17 protein-coding genes and 1 pseudogene are annotated in these 14,729 nt (G+C 56.4%); 6 read left to right on the top strand and 12 right to left on the bottom strand.

Annotated features, from left to right (window positions below; genetic code table 11):
* Positions 1-134 precede the first annotated feature (134 nt).
* Both HZ99_RS01645 and HZ99_RS01640 read right to left on the bottom strand, forming a co-directional pair.
* Positions 135-1,454: a sensor histidine kinase gene (locus HZ99_RS01645; protein ID WP_038440864.1), complete on the bottom strand. Its 1,320-nt coding sequence runs from the start codon at positions 1,452-1,454 to the stop codon at positions 135-137.
* Complete coding sequence (locus HZ99_RS01640; RefSeq protein WP_038440862.1) at positions 1,447-2,121, bottom strand: response regulator transcription factor; 675 nt, start codon at positions 2,119-2,121, stop codon at positions 1,447-1,449. The genes HZ99_RS01645 and HZ99_RS01640 overlap by 8 nt, the downstream gene beginning before the upstream one ends.
* Positions 2,122-2,409: 288 nt before the next feature.
* Between HZ99_RS01640 and HZ99_RS28270 the strand changes: the two genes are divergently transcribed.
* On the top strand, positions 2,410-2,769 hold the full coding sequence (locus HZ99_RS28270) for a hypothetical protein (protein ID WP_115284147.1): 360 nt from the start codon (positions 2,410-2,412) through the stop codon (positions 2,767-2,769).
* 350 nt (positions 2,770-3,119) lie between these two features.
* Here HZ99_RS28270 and HZ99_RS01630 read toward each other — a convergent pair whose 3' ends face one another.
* Positions 3,120-3,890: an ArsR/SmtB family transcription factor gene (locus HZ99_RS01630; protein ID WP_038440858.1), complete on the bottom strand. Its 771-nt coding sequence runs from the start codon at positions 3,888-3,890 to the stop codon at positions 3,120-3,122.
* Between the two features lie 74 nt (positions 3,891-3,964).
* Here HZ99_RS01630 and HZ99_RS01625 point away from each other — a divergent pair, with 74 nt between their 5' ends.
* Positions 3,965-5,125, top strand: a complete 1,161-nt coding sequence (locus tag HZ99_RS01625; protein ID WP_200876627.1) for a cytochrome P450 — start codon at positions 3,965-3,967, stop codon at positions 5,123-5,125.
* Positions 5,122-5,466 (top strand): antibiotic biosynthesis monooxygenase family protein, encoded by a 345-nt coding sequence (locus HZ99_RS01620; protein WP_038440854.1) that lies wholly within the window; start codon positions 5,122-5,124, stop codon positions 5,464-5,466. Before HZ99_RS01625 ends, HZ99_RS01620 begins: the two co-directional genes overlap by 4 nt.
* On the opposite strand, the gene HZ99_RS28265 is transcribed toward HZ99_RS01620, so the two are convergent.
* The 4 genes from HZ99_RS28265 to HZ99_RS01605 all read right to left on the bottom strand — a co-directional run bounded on the left by HZ99_RS28265 (position 5,457) and on the right by HZ99_RS01605 (position 8,209).
* Positions 5,457-5,699 carry a hypothetical protein gene (locus HZ99_RS28265; protein ID WP_144243141.1) on the bottom strand — a complete coding sequence of 81 codons (243 nt, stop codon included), beginning with the start codon at positions 5,697-5,699 and terminating at the stop codon, positions 5,457-5,459. The genes HZ99_RS01620 and HZ99_RS28265 overlap by 10 nt on opposite strands.
* Positions 5,700-5,777: 78 nt before the next feature.
* Positions 5,778-6,224, bottom strand: a complete 447-nt coding sequence (locus HZ99_RS01615; protein WP_038440852.1) for a hypothetical protein — start codon at positions 6,222-6,224, stop codon at positions 5,778-5,780.
* 189 nt (positions 6,225-6,413) lie between these two features.
* Entirely contained in the window at positions 6,414-7,022 is a 609-nt protein-coding gene (locus HZ99_RS01610; protein ID WP_038440851.1) for a LysE family translocator, read from the bottom strand.
* A gap of 569 nt (positions 7,023-7,591) precedes the next feature.
* Positions 7,592-8,209, bottom strand: coding sequence for a LysE family translocator (locus HZ99_RS01605; RefSeq protein WP_038440849.1), 618 nt, complete (start codon positions 8,207-8,209; stop codon positions 7,592-7,594).
* 66 nt (positions 8,210-8,275) lie between these two features.
* Between HZ99_RS01605 and HZ99_RS01600 the strand changes: the two genes are divergently transcribed.
* The gene (locus HZ99_RS01600) at positions 8,276-9,193 is read left to right on the top strand and encodes a LysR family transcriptional regulator (RefSeq protein ID WP_038440847.1); all 918 of its coding nucleotides are present in this window, start codon (positions 8,276-8,278) and stop codon (positions 9,191-9,193) included.
* Positions 9,194-9,343: 150 nt separating this feature from the next.
* Here HZ99_RS01600 and HZ99_RS28250 read toward each other — a convergent pair whose 3' ends face one another.
* Both HZ99_RS28250 and HZ99_RS01595 read right to left on the bottom strand, forming a co-directional pair.
* On the bottom strand, positions 9,344-9,709 hold the full coding sequence (locus tag HZ99_RS28250) for a fimbrial protein (protein WP_144243140.1): 366 nt from the start codon (positions 9,707-9,709) through the stop codon (positions 9,344-9,346).
* A complete protein-coding gene (locus tag HZ99_RS01595; protein ID WP_038440846.1) occupies positions 9,700-10,611 on the bottom strand; it encodes a LysR family transcriptional regulator in 912 nt (303 codons plus the stop codon). Before HZ99_RS01595 ends, HZ99_RS28250 begins: the two co-directional genes overlap by 10 nt.
* Positions 10,612-10,768: 157 nt before the next feature.
* Between HZ99_RS01595 and HZ99_RS01590 the strand changes: the two genes are divergently transcribed.
* Positions 10,769-11,800: an alcohol dehydrogenase catalytic domain-containing protein gene (locus tag HZ99_RS01590; RefSeq protein ID WP_080727643.1), complete on the top strand. Its 1,032-nt coding sequence runs from the start codon at positions 10,769-10,771 to the stop codon at positions 11,798-11,800.
* Positions 11,801-12,201: 401 nt separating this feature from the next.
* Here HZ99_RS01590 and HZ99_RS01585 read toward each other — a convergent pair whose 3' ends face one another.
* Positions 12,202-12,702, bottom strand: coding sequence for a MarR family winged helix-turn-helix transcriptional regulator (locus tag HZ99_RS01585; RefSeq protein ID WP_235205549.1), 501 nt, complete (start codon positions 12,700-12,702; stop codon positions 12,202-12,204).
* Between the two features lie 260 nt (positions 12,703-12,962).
* Here HZ99_RS01585 and HZ99_RS29105 point away from each other — a divergent pair.
* Positions 12,963-13,130 (top strand): annotated as a pseudogene (locus HZ99_RS29105) (integrase); the annotation flags it as partial.
* 295 nt (positions 13,131-13,425) lie between these two features.
* Here HZ99_RS29105 and HZ99_RS01580 read toward each other — a convergent pair.
* Together HZ99_RS01580 and HZ99_RS01575 are read right to left on the bottom strand one after the other, a co-directional pair.
* On the bottom strand, positions 13,426-13,938 hold the full coding sequence (locus HZ99_RS01580; RefSeq protein ID WP_038440843.1) for a DUF2514 family protein: 513 nt from the start codon (positions 13,936-13,938) through the stop codon (positions 13,426-13,428).
* The gene (locus HZ99_RS01575) at positions 13,935-14,486 is read right to left on the bottom strand and encodes a glycoside hydrolase family 19 protein (RefSeq protein WP_038440841.1); all 552 of its coding nucleotides are present in this window, start codon (positions 14,484-14,486) and stop codon (positions 13,935-13,937) included. Before HZ99_RS01575 ends, HZ99_RS01580 begins: the two co-directional genes overlap by 4 nt.
* Positions 14,487-14,729 lie beyond the last annotated feature (243 nt).

The raw sequence follows: 14,729 nt of genomic DNA, 5'->3' as shown, positions 1-14,729 counted from the left end.
GTCGCTATGAAATAATATTTCGAGATTTTTCGTACAGAGCCTAGTGCTCTTTTAACTAAATTTAACTGGAACCTACTAGTCGGCCTCCCCCCTTTGATCTGGGTAGCAACCGGCGAACGCTATCCATGAACGTTTCAAGCCATTGGGCCCTGGCTCTCGATGGCTTGCAACGTCGTGAATTCAAGAACGACCGTAAAACGTTGCTGCTCAAGGACCACTTCAATATGCCAGCCCAGCTTCGCGCATAACTGACGCATCAGTTGCAGCCCCAGACCGTAGCCAAAATCGCTGGACTCCTCCATCGGCTTGGCCTCCCTGATGAGGTTGGCAATCTGCAGCCGGGGGTAGTTGAAGCTGATTTCTACCTGGCCTTCTTCCGCGTATTGCAGCGCGTTGCGCAGGAAGTTGCCGATCACGATGCGGCATGCGGTGGGGGGCAGTCGACAAGGTTCGTGGTGGATATCGATAAGCAGCTCGATATCCCGGTTGCCGATCAAGTAGCGATGTTTGTCAATCAGGTCGGCCACCAACGCACTGAGATCAATCTCCTCCTCCGGCAATGGCTCGGGACGCTCGCGGCTCATCCACAGTAAGGTTTCGGCGATCAGCTGCATGTTCAGCACCGAGCGCTCAATACGTTGCAAAGAGGACGGCAGGACACCGCCCGATTGCAGGGTCAGCAGCTCTATATTGGCCTTGAGCACTGCCAGCGGGGTTCGCAGTTCGTGGCTGGTGTAGCGCAGCAGGCGGCTTTCACGCTGGCTGGCGGCCTGCACCTGCTCAACGCTTTCAGCCAGGGCGTGCGCCAGCATGTTGAACTCCTTGAAGCTGAAATCCGGGCGCTCACCGGCCATAGCGTGCGGATTTTTCAGGGTACTGGACCACTGCGCCAGGCGCCCCAGCGGTCGCACCAACCACCAGACCAGCAGGGCGATGATGATCAGCGCCGGCACGAACACCGCCAGGCTGATGAACGTGACTCCCTGCAGCACCTGGTCAAAGTAGGCATCCGACAGCGGCGTCTCGACCTCACCGCCCTCTTCGTGATCATGGTCGATGTCATACATGTACAGGGTCTTGCCATCACCCAGGGGTTGGGAGAGGACCGCCCGCACGTCAGCGTCTTCATCATCGGAATCCAGATCACCGAACACCTGGACGGCGCCGAAAGACATGCTCGGCGGCGCCTCAAGCATCTGACGCACACTGGCCGGCAAGGCCTCCTTGCCGATGGCAGATTTAAAGAAGTAGTTGTCCGGGGGGGGCGTGCTCGGGTCCTTCTTGTAATGCCTGACAAAATACTGGGCCTCTTCCTCCATCATCGCGCTGGCGGTATAGAGCAGGCCACGCACGGTGTACACCGGCAGCAGTTGGCTGTAGATCAGTAACACCACCGCAATCAGTAGCAGGAAGCTGCCGCTGATCACCCACTTCAGGCTCAGGCCGTTACGCATCTGGCTTCACCTGGATACCGACCCCAGGCAGGGTGTGGATCAGTGGCCGGCCGAAGGGTTTGTCTACCGCCTTGCGCAACCGATGCATGTGGACTTTGAGGGTATTGCTGTCCGGTAGCTCATCGCCCCAGATTGTGGTTTCCAGGCGTTCCCGGGGGACGGGTTCAGGGCTGGCGCGCATCAGGTATTCCAGCAAGCTCCAGCAGATCGGCGACAAGTGCAGCACCTGACCGGCGCGGCTGACTTTGCGGGTGGTGAGGTCCATCACCAGGTCGTCCACCTGCAGGCGGCTGGTCTGGCTGCTGCGGCGCATGCTCAGGGCGCGAATCCTGGCCACCAGCTCGGCCAGCTCGAATGGCTTGACCAGATAGTCGTCGGCGCCCGCCGCAAAGCTGGCGAGCTTGTCCGAGAGGGCGTCCAGTGAAGTGAGCATCAGGATCGGCGTCTGGCTGCCTTGCTGACGCAGCCGCTCACACACCTGCTGGCCGTCGAGACGCGGCAACATGATGTCCAGGAGAATGACGTCGTAATGCTGGTCGAGCGCCAGGTTAAGACCGGCCTGGCCATTACTGACGTGGTCGCAGACCATGCCGCTGATCTCCAGGTACTCGATGACGGTGGTGGCCAGGTCAAGGTTGTCCTCGACCAGCAGCAAGTGAATATGCACGGGAAAGTCCCCTCGGACAGGTGTTGCGCAGAGGCCTGAAGGATAACGGAAGTCGAGCGATTTCCCGTGGATGTTTACCTCGCGTTAACCCTGCACTCCCTAAGCTGGTGCCTTCATATCCCGAGGTCATCACTGCCATGAACCTTTATGCGATGGTCAAAAGAGTCCTGCTGGCCTTGATTCTCCTCGGCCTGATAGCCAGCATCCTTCCGTCTCGCGGGCAATTAGGCGGTAGCCGGTTGCTGGTGGGCCAGAGTATCGAGCAGGCGGCTGCATGCGGTGTCACCCATGCACTCCAATAACGCGAGCGCCAGTTACACCTGGCAGTTAGCGATATGCCTGGGGCTGATTGTGAGTGTGTCGATTGCGATGGGGGTCTATATCGTCCATCTGAATGCTCGCATTGATAAGCAACGAGAACTGTCGCCGGTGCATCTGCACCACTGTGACAGCGGTCGCGGGGGCTTTATTGTCTACCCCGACGGCAGGCGCAGCAGTGACAATTGCTACCCAATCAATGGAACGGAATCGACAAACACCGCCCCGATGCAGAGCCTGCCAGGCTCACGTGGCGCGCAATGGCTCAACTACATCCTGCCAACAGTTGAACCCGCCCAAAGTGCCAAAAAACTGCCCCGAGCAGTCTGATCGGCACCTCCAAGGCCCAGCCAAACCCCCAGCGCACAAGCCTGCACGCTGCATCTGATACGCTTTTTTCTTTATCACCTGCATCTGTACCAAACAGATCGTAACCCCGACAATGGCTCATCGGCAGGACCCCTTCCTGCCACCCTTCTGCCTTTTGGAGGCCCCATGGCTAAGATGGCAATTTTTCTGTTCGGGTTTCTGGCACTGACCATTGGGATTGGCCTGCTGGCCACCATTTCACCGGTCTGACACTTAGATGGGAGGCAAAGTGCGCGTGATGCACAACGGTACTACTGGCATTGCTTTATCAGGGTAAGCGTCCCGCTAATACACGTTGAAGGGATCAGTCATTATCGTGCCGGCAAAGCCGGCTCGGTGGGGCGTATCGCATTCCGCACCACTGATCTCTCCATCTCTTTGTTTTCCAGCATGATCCCGAATCGGCCAGACAGCTCCTTTCGTCCCTTGGATGTCAAGGCGAGTGCCCGACTATCAAGGTCTTGGATAACCCACTTACGGCTTATGACAGTCTGTAGAAAAGCCGCTCCAAGTGCTCCGGCAAGATGAGGGCGCCGCATGCTCCAGTCCAGGCAGGAGCACGCGAAACGACGCCGCTGTGCCCTTACATTTTCTATCTCGATACCGAGACCGGCCATGGCTTTTTCGCCGCTCATCGTAAGCTGATACATACCCTCCCCAGAAACCGGCACGGTTAACCAGCCTGACGCCATGAAATGATCGTGCAGTTGTACAGCCAGTGTTCCTGCCATGTGGTCATAACAGGTACGCGCGAACTGCAATCGGGTTGGGGTCGTGGTCACATATCGCGTATCTGCGTTTTGGCTGATCGCCATGAGGGCCTCAATAGCCTGGGCCACTTGCGCGTCAGCCAGACTGTAGTAGCGATGCCTGCCCTGCGTGTGCAACTTTACCAACCCGTCCTCTTTTAGCCTTGCCAAATGCGCGCTCGCCGTGGATGCACTCACGTCGGCGATTACGGCCATTTCGGTACTGGTACGGGCGTGGCCGTCCATCAGCGAACAAAGCATTTTCGTCCTCGCAGGTTCGGCTATAGCGCCGGCTACCCGAGAAATCGCGATGTCATTGCTTTGAGCGTCCATATTTCGTTCCTGAGCGAATCGTCGCCATGAAGAGTGCTCGATAGTAGCTGTTCTCTTTGAACAGGACTTGCGAAATGACGCCTTTTGAAGCAGCTACCCATGCTGATCCCTACGTTTATTACTCAGGCCTCAGGCGACAAAACGGCCTGTTATTCGATGCAGATCTTCGTTTATGGATTGCAAGTAGTGCCAAAGCTGTCGAAGTCATTCTGGGGCATCCCGACTGTCGGGTGCGTCCGCTAAACGAGCCGATTCCTCCTGCCATTGCGCAAGGCGTGGCAGGAATGATTTTCGGTCGTTTGATGCGCATGAACGAGGGTCCGCAGCACCTGTGCCCCAGGATGGCTATCGAACCGGCCTTGGCCTCTGTCGGGACAGAAAGCATCGCAGACATCGTGTCACGCGTGGTCGAGACCCTCGATAACCCGGTCGAAAACCTAGATGAGTTGATGTTCACGTTACCGGTTTCCGTCATTGCCGCGTTGATAGGCCTTCCATCCAGCCGGCTACAGGAAGTAGCGAGGCTGACACGGGATTTTGTCGCCTGCCTGTCGCCGTTAAGCGATGAAATTCAACTCGGCGAAGCTAATTCCAGCGCCACTCGGCTTAGTCAATTATTCAGCGCGCTGCTGAGTAACGACGATGACCGTAGCCGCTTCTTGAGCCATATCCGTAGCGGATGCGAAGCCACCGCCTGGAGAGATCATGATGCATTGATCGCTAACCTGATCGGCCTGTTGTCACAGACCTGCGAAGCCACCGCGGGCCTGATCGGCAATACCCTTGTAGCGCTCCATCGAAACCCTGATCTGATTAAAGACATGCAACCTACGCCGATGCTCGTTGCAGACTTGGTGGAAGAGGTAGCGCGCTACGACTCGCCCGTGCAAAACACCCGGCGATTCGTTGCGAAGCGATGCACTATCGGGGGCAGCGTCTTGGAGGCAGGTGATACTGTTCTAGTGTTGCTCGCTTCAGCCAATAGGGATTCCTACGCGAACCCAGACCCCGATAGCCTCTTGGTCAAACGAACGCAACGACGAACCTTCAGCTTCGGCTCAGGAAGACATGAATGTCCAGGCCAGCAACTTGCATTGACGATCGCCTCTGAGGCGATTTTGGCATGGCTGCATCGACAACCCGCCTCATCTGCTCGTCTTTATCGGTGGATTTATTTGCCCTCCCTAAATGGTCGCATCCCTCAGTTCTATCGTGATCGGGAAACTCAGCAATGATCGCAGTAATTTTTGAAGCATGGCCCCACGAGGAGCAATACCAGCGCTATCTTGACCTGGCCGCTGAACTGAAACCATTGCTAGCAGAGCTGGATGGTTTCATCTCAGTTGAGCGTTTCCAAAGCCTTAGTGAACCAGGAAAGGTTCTCTCACTGTCATTTTGGCGTGACGAGGAAGCTATTAAGCGGTGGCGCGGCCTTGAGCTACATCGTGCGGCCCAATTGGCTGGCCGCAGGCAGGTTTTCGATGACTATCACCTGCGTATAGCCCAAGTAGTTCGAGATTATAGTCTTGAGGATCGTGTCCAAGCGCCGAGCGATAGCAAAGAAGCTCATGAATGAAAGAACTGCTTCGTGATCTTTTCCACTTCAACGGCACCTTGGCGCAAGCCAGTTATGCGGCAATAAAGTCGAGGTAGCGCGACAGCGCTGCCCAGCGTTTCAAGCTGTGCATGCACAAGAACTTTCATGCGCGTGGCGCGGCGGTTGGCAAATAAGCACAGCAGGTCTCGAAGAAAGGTCACGCAAGCAGCAGCATTTTCTGTTGGCCCGATCACTTTGACAGTGCCACGCAAGTGCTGGATCTCAACGCAGATAGACGACTTGGCCGGACGCATACTTATCAGGCGCACAGTCTGGCGTCTGTCAAACCGTTACTGAATCAGTTCGGGGTGGACGCTCATCAGGCTATCTGGCTTGTCCTTCACGCCATTGCAGCAGACGTAACCATTATGCAGGTAGAGCCCGGGGTATCTTTTAAAGCTCACGGGGTCAAGGGTCACGTATCTGGCATTGCTCCAGGCCGAATAAGCATAGAGGTAGCTGCGATCGGTAAATGACAGGTACTCCGCGCTATCGACGGTCATGATGTACCAGTTTCCGTCGCCATAACTGATGACCAGGAATTTCGAGGCCTGGTTGATATCCTTGGTGGTCATGACGTATCCGTTGGCCATCATCAAATACCTGGATGGATTAACGGAGCTGTCCTTGAGATAGGCCAACTGAGATGGCGGGGCTTTCAAAGCCTCTGCAGAGCCTCCAACTTCAGGATTGGCTTGCAACGCTTGCGGGCCTGGCGGGCTGATTTCTTTCGACATTGGGTGACACTCCATTGACTCAAAATTGATGGTTTAACGCCGCCCCAAGAAAGCAACATTCACTGGAAGGCCCGAAAACCGTAGACAGCAATTAATAGTGCGCAAAACACTGGCTGCCCGGTACTGTCAATTCTCACAGTTCATTAGAGTGTTTCACGATAGGCCCGGCGGGTTTATATCCCGAACCTGTCACCCGAGGAAAAACATCGGGTACAACGACAGCACCAACAGCCCGGCCATCGACCAGTTGAACAGCTTCAACCAGCGCGGCTCGCGCAAGACATTGCGCAGGCCGGTGCCACACCCCGCCCACACGCACACACTCGGCAGGTTGACCAGTGCAAACACCACGGCGATGACCAGCACATTGGTGAAGTAACCTTCCGCCGGCGTATAGGTGGTGATCGCCCCCAACGCCATGACCCAGGCCTTGGGGTTGACCCACTGGAACACTGCGGCGGCGAGAAAGGTCATGGGTTTGCGCTTGCCGTCCGTGTCGTCCGACATCGCGCTGGAGGTCGCGATCTTCCACGCCAGGTACAACAAGTAAGTCGCCCCGATATAACGCAGTGCGGTGTAGGCCCAAGGCAGCGCCTTGAACACTTCCCCCAGGCCCAGGCCGACCGAAATCACCAACACCATAAAGCCCACACTGATCCCGAGGGCATGGGGAATCGAGCGGCGAAAACCGAAGTTCACGCCCGACGCCAACAACATCGTGTTATTGGGCCCCGGGGTAATCGAAGAGACGAAGGCAAACAGCGCGAAGGCAGAAAGCAAGCTGGTGGACATGAACATGGTGCGTCATCCGGCGAATTATTGTCGCCTTGACAGTAGAGGGTTCTGCGGCGCCTCGCCCCGTACAGCTAGGGGCAGATCGAGAGATACAATTAAAATCACCCACGATCAAACATTGGGGCTGTCGAACCACGTGCGATGGACACAACGCTGGAGAACACTGCGTGATTCATCGGACATGGGCTGCGGCGCTGAAAACGTATGGAGATCAGCCCCTCTGTTTCTACCTCTCCCCACAGTCAAAATCCCCATAGGCATGGGGGTACCAGACCTGCAGGATTTTCGCGCTTTGCCCAGTAGTCAGTCTTCCCTCAGGTACGATTAACACCTGACGGACCTGGCCGTTGTCGTCGAACTTGACCCATACGGATTTGAATTTATTGTAGTTTCTTATGATTGCTGCATTGCGTCCCGAGAGCTGCCTGACGAGCGTGTCTTGCGGTTTATTGAGATCGCCAGGTCGATAGCTTCCCTTGTGTTGCCAGTCCAGCGCAGCGCCCGGGCCCAGGCAATGGGGGCGATAAAAATCGGCAAGGCAAAAAACAGTGACTTCAGCAGTATCCCCCCACTCATCCCGAATATTGAGTGATTGTCAGCATTATCCCGAAACTCACAAGCAGCACGCCGAAAATCCGATCAACCCATTGTCGCGCGGCCAATAATTTCGCGCGCACCGTCCCAGCGGAAAAACACAGCGCAACGAGGCTGAACCACATGACATGCGCCCCTGCGATAAATAGCCCATACCCGATCTGCACTGCCAAAGTGGTGTCCGGTCGTACCACTCCCATGAACAGGCTGACGATGAAGATCGAGGTTTTAGGATTCAACGCATTTGTGAAAAATCCCGTACGCAGCGCTTCCCGATCAGACATGGCGGGAGGTGGTGCATCCAGCTGTTCATTTGCAGGCTTTGAGCGAAGCATCTTGATCCCCAGGTAAACGAGGTAGGCCGCTCCCGCCAGCTTCAACACATTGAACAACCAAGGCGTCTGTTGCAGCACCAACCCCAAGCCGAGCAGGGTGTAGCCCACGTGCACGAGCACGCCCAAGCCAATTCCCAGCGCGGTGAGAACGCCCGCCCTTCGCGACAGGAGCAACCCGTTACGAGACACCATGGCGAAATCCGGTCCTGGACTGATGCATGCAAGTAGTGTGATGGTGATTACTGCTATCCATTCGCCCATGCTGTACCCTTTGAATGACTGGTGGTGTAAGGCAATATTTACAGATCCTCTGCCTTGGTAATAACGATGATTTCTGAAGAAAATAGTGACTACAACTCACTGATTTCTGAGGCGCGCCTACCTTCTCTGCTCGCCTTGCGCTGTTTTGAATCAGCCGCACGCTTCGAAAACTTCGCCCGTGCGGCTGACGAGCTGCACCTGACGCCCGGCGCTATTAGCCGCGCAGTGCGCCTGCTTGAAGAAGAGTTGGGCGTTGACCTGTTTGAGCGGCGTAGCCGAAGGGTTTTTCTAACGAATACCGGGCGGCGCCTGGCAAAAGCCGTCAATGAAGGACTGGGGCTGATGAACCAGGCCGTTCGCGACATACGCCACGACGCCCGCCGAGCTCGTCAGCTTGTCCTGTCTTGCGAGCCTACGCTGCTGATGCGCTGGTTGATCCCTCGCTGGAGCGACTTCCAAAGCCAGCATCGAGGGCTGGACATTCATCTGGTGGCCGGCGGCGGCCCCTTCTCATTCAACCAGGGCATCGATCTGGCCATTCGCCGCGACGATTTTCCCCGGCCTGCCGGCTATCATGCCGAGGCACTATTCCCAGAGAAAGTCGGCCCCGTCTGCCGGCCAGAAAAGGTAGAGCAGTGGTTTGGCAAAAACAGTAAATCCCTGCTCCCCTCGGCCCCACTGCTGCAAACCACTAGCCGGCCAACGGCTTGGCAGGAGTGGGCTCACGCAACAGGACTGCCCACGCCAACGGTGGAAATGCAATCGTTTGAGCACTTCTATTTCAGCATCCAGGCAGCCGTTGCAGGCCTTGGGGTAGCCATTGGCCCTTGGCACTTGGTGCGTGATGAAATCCAAAGCGGTGTGCTAGCCGCGCCATTGGGGTTTGTTGAAGATGGCTCACGGTACTGCCTGCTGTCTCCCTCCCCTCCCAAGCCAGGCAGCGTGGAAATGGAACTGCTTGAATGGTTGCAGGGGGCGGGTTGAAACAAGGATGCCCTCGCGCTAGGTCTTTTCAGAAAACCCAAGGACAGGATCGAACTGATAAATGCAGCCATGGCCACGCCGTGCTTCACCAGCACTTCGCTGGCGACAGTACTCGCTGGTTCTGCCATTGGTCTCTCCATTTCACCTAAGTCAGCCCCAGCAAAACTCCCAGCTCGGAATAAAGAGCGTACCGATCAGGTTCACTTGGATAGTGTTGCTTTGGTGAGAAGCCGAGCCGTGGGCTGCTATGCCGCTGCCATTCAGCGGAATGCTCCATCCAGTTTCATCTCTCGGATTAGCGCCATAAAAGGCAGGGCAATTCATAAGGGCGATAGAAAAATCTTTCCAGGGAGTAGCGCTGTTTGCTTGGGTGAGGTCGCTGACTTTGTGTGTTCCCATGTTCACTTCAACATTAGGCATTGGTTTTAGAAAATAAAAACTGCCGCCCCAGCCCCCAGCATTCTTGCGCGTCCGAAACGCTTGGCCAACGATCGAGCCGCCACCTCTTAGGCGCAAGGTCGAGTCAGCATATTGATCAACGCTCTCAGGCCGGAGGGTACATGGCGATTCGCCGAGTAGTAGAGGCACAGTCCCGGATACGCGGGACACCACTCTTCCAGAACTCGTTTGAGTCGGCCGTCCTTGAGCGCATTTGCTGCAAGATGGTCGGGCACGAAGGCGATGCCTATTCCATCGATTGCTGCCTCCACCATCAGCGGTTGATCAGTCAATGTGAGAGGGCCGGGAGCGTTGATCCTTTCGACAGCGCCCTGGCGCTCAAACTCCCATCGGTAGATTGCACCACTTTCAAACCGGAAGCGGATGCAATGATGGTCGTACAGATCTTGCGGCACCATTGGATATCCGCGCTGCTCGAAATACTCGGGCGACGCCACTGCAGCAAAGCGGACCTCTCCCATGACTGGGATAGCCACCATATCTTTTGGTACGGCTTCCGCTAATCGGATACCCGCATCGAAACCATCGGCAACGATATCGCTCAGCTTGCCATCACTGAATATGTCGAGATGGACGCGAGGATACTCGCGCAAAAAGCGCGCAAGCACTGGCCACAGTACAAACCGGATGGCGCCCTCACTGGCATTGATTCGCACCGTACCGCTGGGAGCGTGGTCATTGCCCTCCAGCTCCCGAACGGCTTCTTCAATTGAGGCCATTGCCGGTCTTAGTTTTATGGCCAGACGCTCTCCCGCCTCGGTCAAGGAGACGCTTCGAGTCGTCCGGTTGAAAAGGCGGACGTTCAACCGCTGTTCGAGAGCCTTGATCGAGTGACTGATCGCCGAGGGCGTCATGTCGAGATTGATTGCGGCGCCGCGAAAACTTCGGTGGGCTGCGACCGCTAAGAATGCGGCAAAGGCCGACAGGTCATTGCCCTTGGATTGGTGAATTGATTTCATCATGGAATCAAATATTAACCAGATTGTCGCGACAGTCAATGAGCCATAGACTCGAATGAAGCTGCAGCATCGCGGGTCCAAAATGGCCGGTGTCGCTCTGAGAGCATCTCGTCCGCAGCCCAAACAGTAATCATCACCTGATCGAAAGGACAATGCGATGAAGATGAAGGCAGTTGTGATGACTGGGGCGAACAAGCCCTGGGAGATCCATGAGGTTCCCATGCCCAAGGCAGAGCCAGGGCTGGTCCTGGTGAAAGTTCACGCCTCCGGCATGTGCTACACGGACGTGTGGGCAACTCAGGGGGCTGGCGGTGACATTTATCCCCAGACCCCGGGTCACGAAGTGGTCGGCGAAATCGTCGAAGTCGGCGCGGGCGTCCACACGCGCAAGGTTGGAGACCGAGTCGGCACCACCTGGGTACAGTCCTCGTGCGGTCGATGCCCCTACTGCCGCCAGAACCGCCCGTTGACCGGCCAGACGGCCATGAACTGCGTTTCGCCCAGAACGACCGGCTTCGCGTCGCAGGGCGGGCACGCAGAGTACATCGCAATTTCTGCGGAAGGCACCGTATTGTTGCCCGATGGGCTGTCCTACACGGACGCCGCGCCCATGATGTGCGCGGGCTATACCACCTGGAGCGGCCTGCGCGACGCAGAGCCGAAACTGGGTGACAGGGTCGCGGTGCTGGGTATCGGCGGGTTGGGCCACGTCGCCCTGCAGTTCTCAAAGGCGTGCGGATTCGAGACCATCGCGATCACGCATTCCCCAGACAAGCACAAGCTTGCGACCGACTTGGGTGCCGACCACGTCGTCACCAATGCCGAGGAGCTGCTGGCGGTCGGTGGTGCCGACGTGTTGCTGATCACCACCAACGACTTCGAAACTGCCGAAAAGGCGCTCGCGGGAGTCAATCCTGACGGTCGCATCGTCCTTTGCGGGCTCGACTTCAGCAAGCCGTTCTCGATTCCGTCCGACGGCAAGCCATTTCATATGATGCGCCAACGGGTGGTTGGCTCCACGCATGGCGGACAGCACTACCTCGCCGAAATTCTCGACTTGGCCGCGAAGGGTAAGGTCAAGCCTATTGTCGAAACCTTCTCGCTTGACCAAGCAACGCAGGCTTATGACCGCCTGTCCTCCGGGAAGATGCGATTCCGTGGAGTGTTCCTGCCTCACGGCGCAAATTGATACCCAGCACGATTCCGGCGACCGCCCGGTCGCCGGAATCGTGTTAATCGGAGGGATGGCTTGGCACCTAGATCACCAATATTCTGGAGTGCTCATCTGCCCACGTCGTGGCGAATTACTCCGGGAGTCGATCTACAGATCGACAGGAACGAAGAGTTCATCAAGCTAACCTTGGCTGTCCTTATGACGCCCGACTGATCAGGCGCCAGAGCGCTATTACCCTTGTTCTCACTTAGACGCCCGCAACGCGATCAATCCCTGATCGCCGCTGTCGGTGATGGCGATAACTCGTTAAGCATGCACCGGGCTTGAGCTGAACCCCTGTTTCCGCCCTTTCACAGTCAAGGGCTTATGGTTATTCCAGCATCACTAAAGATGACTTACAAAAGCCGAAGCCGACGCTACTTTTTCGATGGGCCTCCTATCCCGTTCTCCAGACCGATTAGCAGATCGGAAAGCTGGGTATTCAATTCTTTCACCGCCGATGCGTCCAACAGCTTCAAAATCGCACGCTCATTCTGAACATGGGCCTCCACAGCCCGGTCGATAAGCTCGCGGCCAGAGTCTGTCAGCTGTGCAAGCATGCTCCGTGCATCTTGCGGATCGGGTAGACGAATCACCCACCCTGCTTTCTCTAGTCGTTTCAGGCGATACGTCATGGTGCCTGACGTGATCATCAATGTTGAAAAAATAGCGGTCGGCGTAAGGCAATACGGAGCGCCCGAACGTCTAAGCGCTGCTAGCACATCGAACTCCGACATGGTGATTTGAAACACCTCGAACGTGTTTTCGAGCCGACTTTGTAATAACGCGGCACAACGTTGCAAGCGACCGATTGGCCCCATGATATCGACCTGCAAATCTGGGCGTTCACGCCTCCATTGGTCGAGAATCTTATCCACTGAGTCGCATTGGCGGTTCAAAATCTGCCCCTATATCTCGACTTGAAGATAAATAATCGTAAAAATCTTAACCCGTATCACCGCAATGCGCCGCACACGTAGTCATCAAGCAATGTCTGAGAAGTGGTACAAGATCACCCCCCTCCCCGGCGTCCTGCCAACCAAACACAACACCCCTCATTTGCACGCAATAGATCACAGCCGATCAGGCCTTATCGTGCAGCTCCGGCTCATCACCTCCCGACGCATTCCCCAGCCAGGATGACGCGGAGAAGATCCAACAGTTTCAGTTCAAGGATATCCAACCGAAGGCGGCATCCAAAATTACAGATATCGCAGACGCCAGCCTCCTCCTCAGGCACTCGGAACAGGAGATCAGCAAGCGCGTGTACCGGCGCATCGGTGCGGTAGCGCAGCCTTCAAAATGAGATAGTTTCGGAACGCCAGCACTTTCCAGCAGGCAATAAAAAACCCCGTAGACGTTAATCTACGGGGTTTCTAAGAGTGGAGGCCGAGGTCGGAATCGAACCGGCGTAGGCGGATTTGCAATCCGTTTTCGATCTGCTATTTTATTGGGCGAACTGACTAAACCACCTGTATCTATTGGCTTTCGCCTGATAATGCTTCATCTGCATTCATGGCTATTTGGGACATCTTGTGTCCCAGGATTGTCCCACGCCTGATGCGCCATCCACCGGCGTCCTGCCGACCGAACACAATCCCCTATTTCCCCAAGCTGTCATACGCCTGCTCGCAGGTTACTCCCCGGCCGTGGCTTTGGTCAGCATATCCTGCCAGATCACCCGCTCGCTGGTCAGCGCGCTTGAGCACGTCGGCAAGCACCATGACGGCACGGGTAGCTGCCGCGCTTGCGGCGGCAGTGCAGGAATGGCCGCCGGCTTGACTGGCTGCGACTCGACCGGCGGTTTCGTCGGCTGCGTCCCGCAAGCTGCGATCATCGCGAGAAGCGGCAGCATCAGCAAATGCTTGGTCAATGACTTTCTGGCCATCCTGGATCACCTTGTTGATTGTCTGTTGCCGGGCCTGCTCTTTGGCGCGCTCGGTGGATTCGTTGAGGGTCTTCGCTGCGGCGTCCCGTGTATCCCGGGCGTTCCACTTTGCCTGCCACTCAGCATCGGTGACCGACTTGCCGTGACTGTAGGCCATGAACAGACCGGCCAGGACGACGGACACCGCCGCTATATAAGGAAGGATCCGCAGCCAGATAGCGTTCATGCCAGCACCTTCAACGCAGTGTTATAGAAGGAAACGCGCTCGGCCAGGCCGTTGACTCCCCCATTAATTCGCCGCGTGATCATCTCGAACGACCCAGAGTCAGCCAGCTTGTTCAGATCGCGGGAGTTCCAGAACCAGGCCGCAGACTTGGCCGCCCACTCTGCCTGCTCCAGCAGTTCAGGGGTGCGCAGAAGACGATCGTCACCGAACAGCGCCTTACTGCACGCCAGGTAGTTGTCGCGCCCAGTGATCTGGATCAGGCCACGCCCGCGGTACTTCTGCCCGTCACCGTCAGCCTCTGGAGTATTTCCAAGGCGCTTGGCCAGGGTGCCGGTATCGTACTTGCTCAGGTACTGGTCGCCGCCCAACTCGCGCACGTATCGGAACTGTCCCGACTCATGGCCCACTTGGGCGATGAAAGCCGCCATCCGAAGCCTGGTGTTGATCTGGTACCGGTCCATGGCTAGGTTCAGCGCAGATGCAAAAACGCCGGCATTGCGGCCGGCGTTGGGGAGGATCTGCAGCAACTGCTGCTCGGTGATCGGCATGTTGTTCTCCGTGCAAAAAAAAGCCCGGATCGATGACCGGGCGTAAAGCTTCTTTGAGTATCATCGCTGACACAGACCAGCGTTCGCTTGTAGAATGCGCCAACCAACCGAAGCCTGAGTATTTCCACCCGAGGGGAAAGACATGGAAAAATACGAAAGAGACCCAATGTTCAACGACCCACCAGAGGATCAAATACCAAGCAAAAAGGCCACAATCATTATATGCATAGTGCTTTTCATAGT

The sequence above is a fragment of the Pseudomonas fluorescens genome (genome assembly GCF_000730425.1).
In the GTDB taxonomy this organism is placed as follows: Bacteria; Pseudomonadota; Gammaproteobacteria; order Pseudomonadales; family Pseudomonadaceae; genus Aquipseudomonas; species Aquipseudomonas fluorescens_X.
Note: the sequence above shows the minus strand (reverse complement) of the source record. Positions and strands in the feature narration are given on the sequence as shown.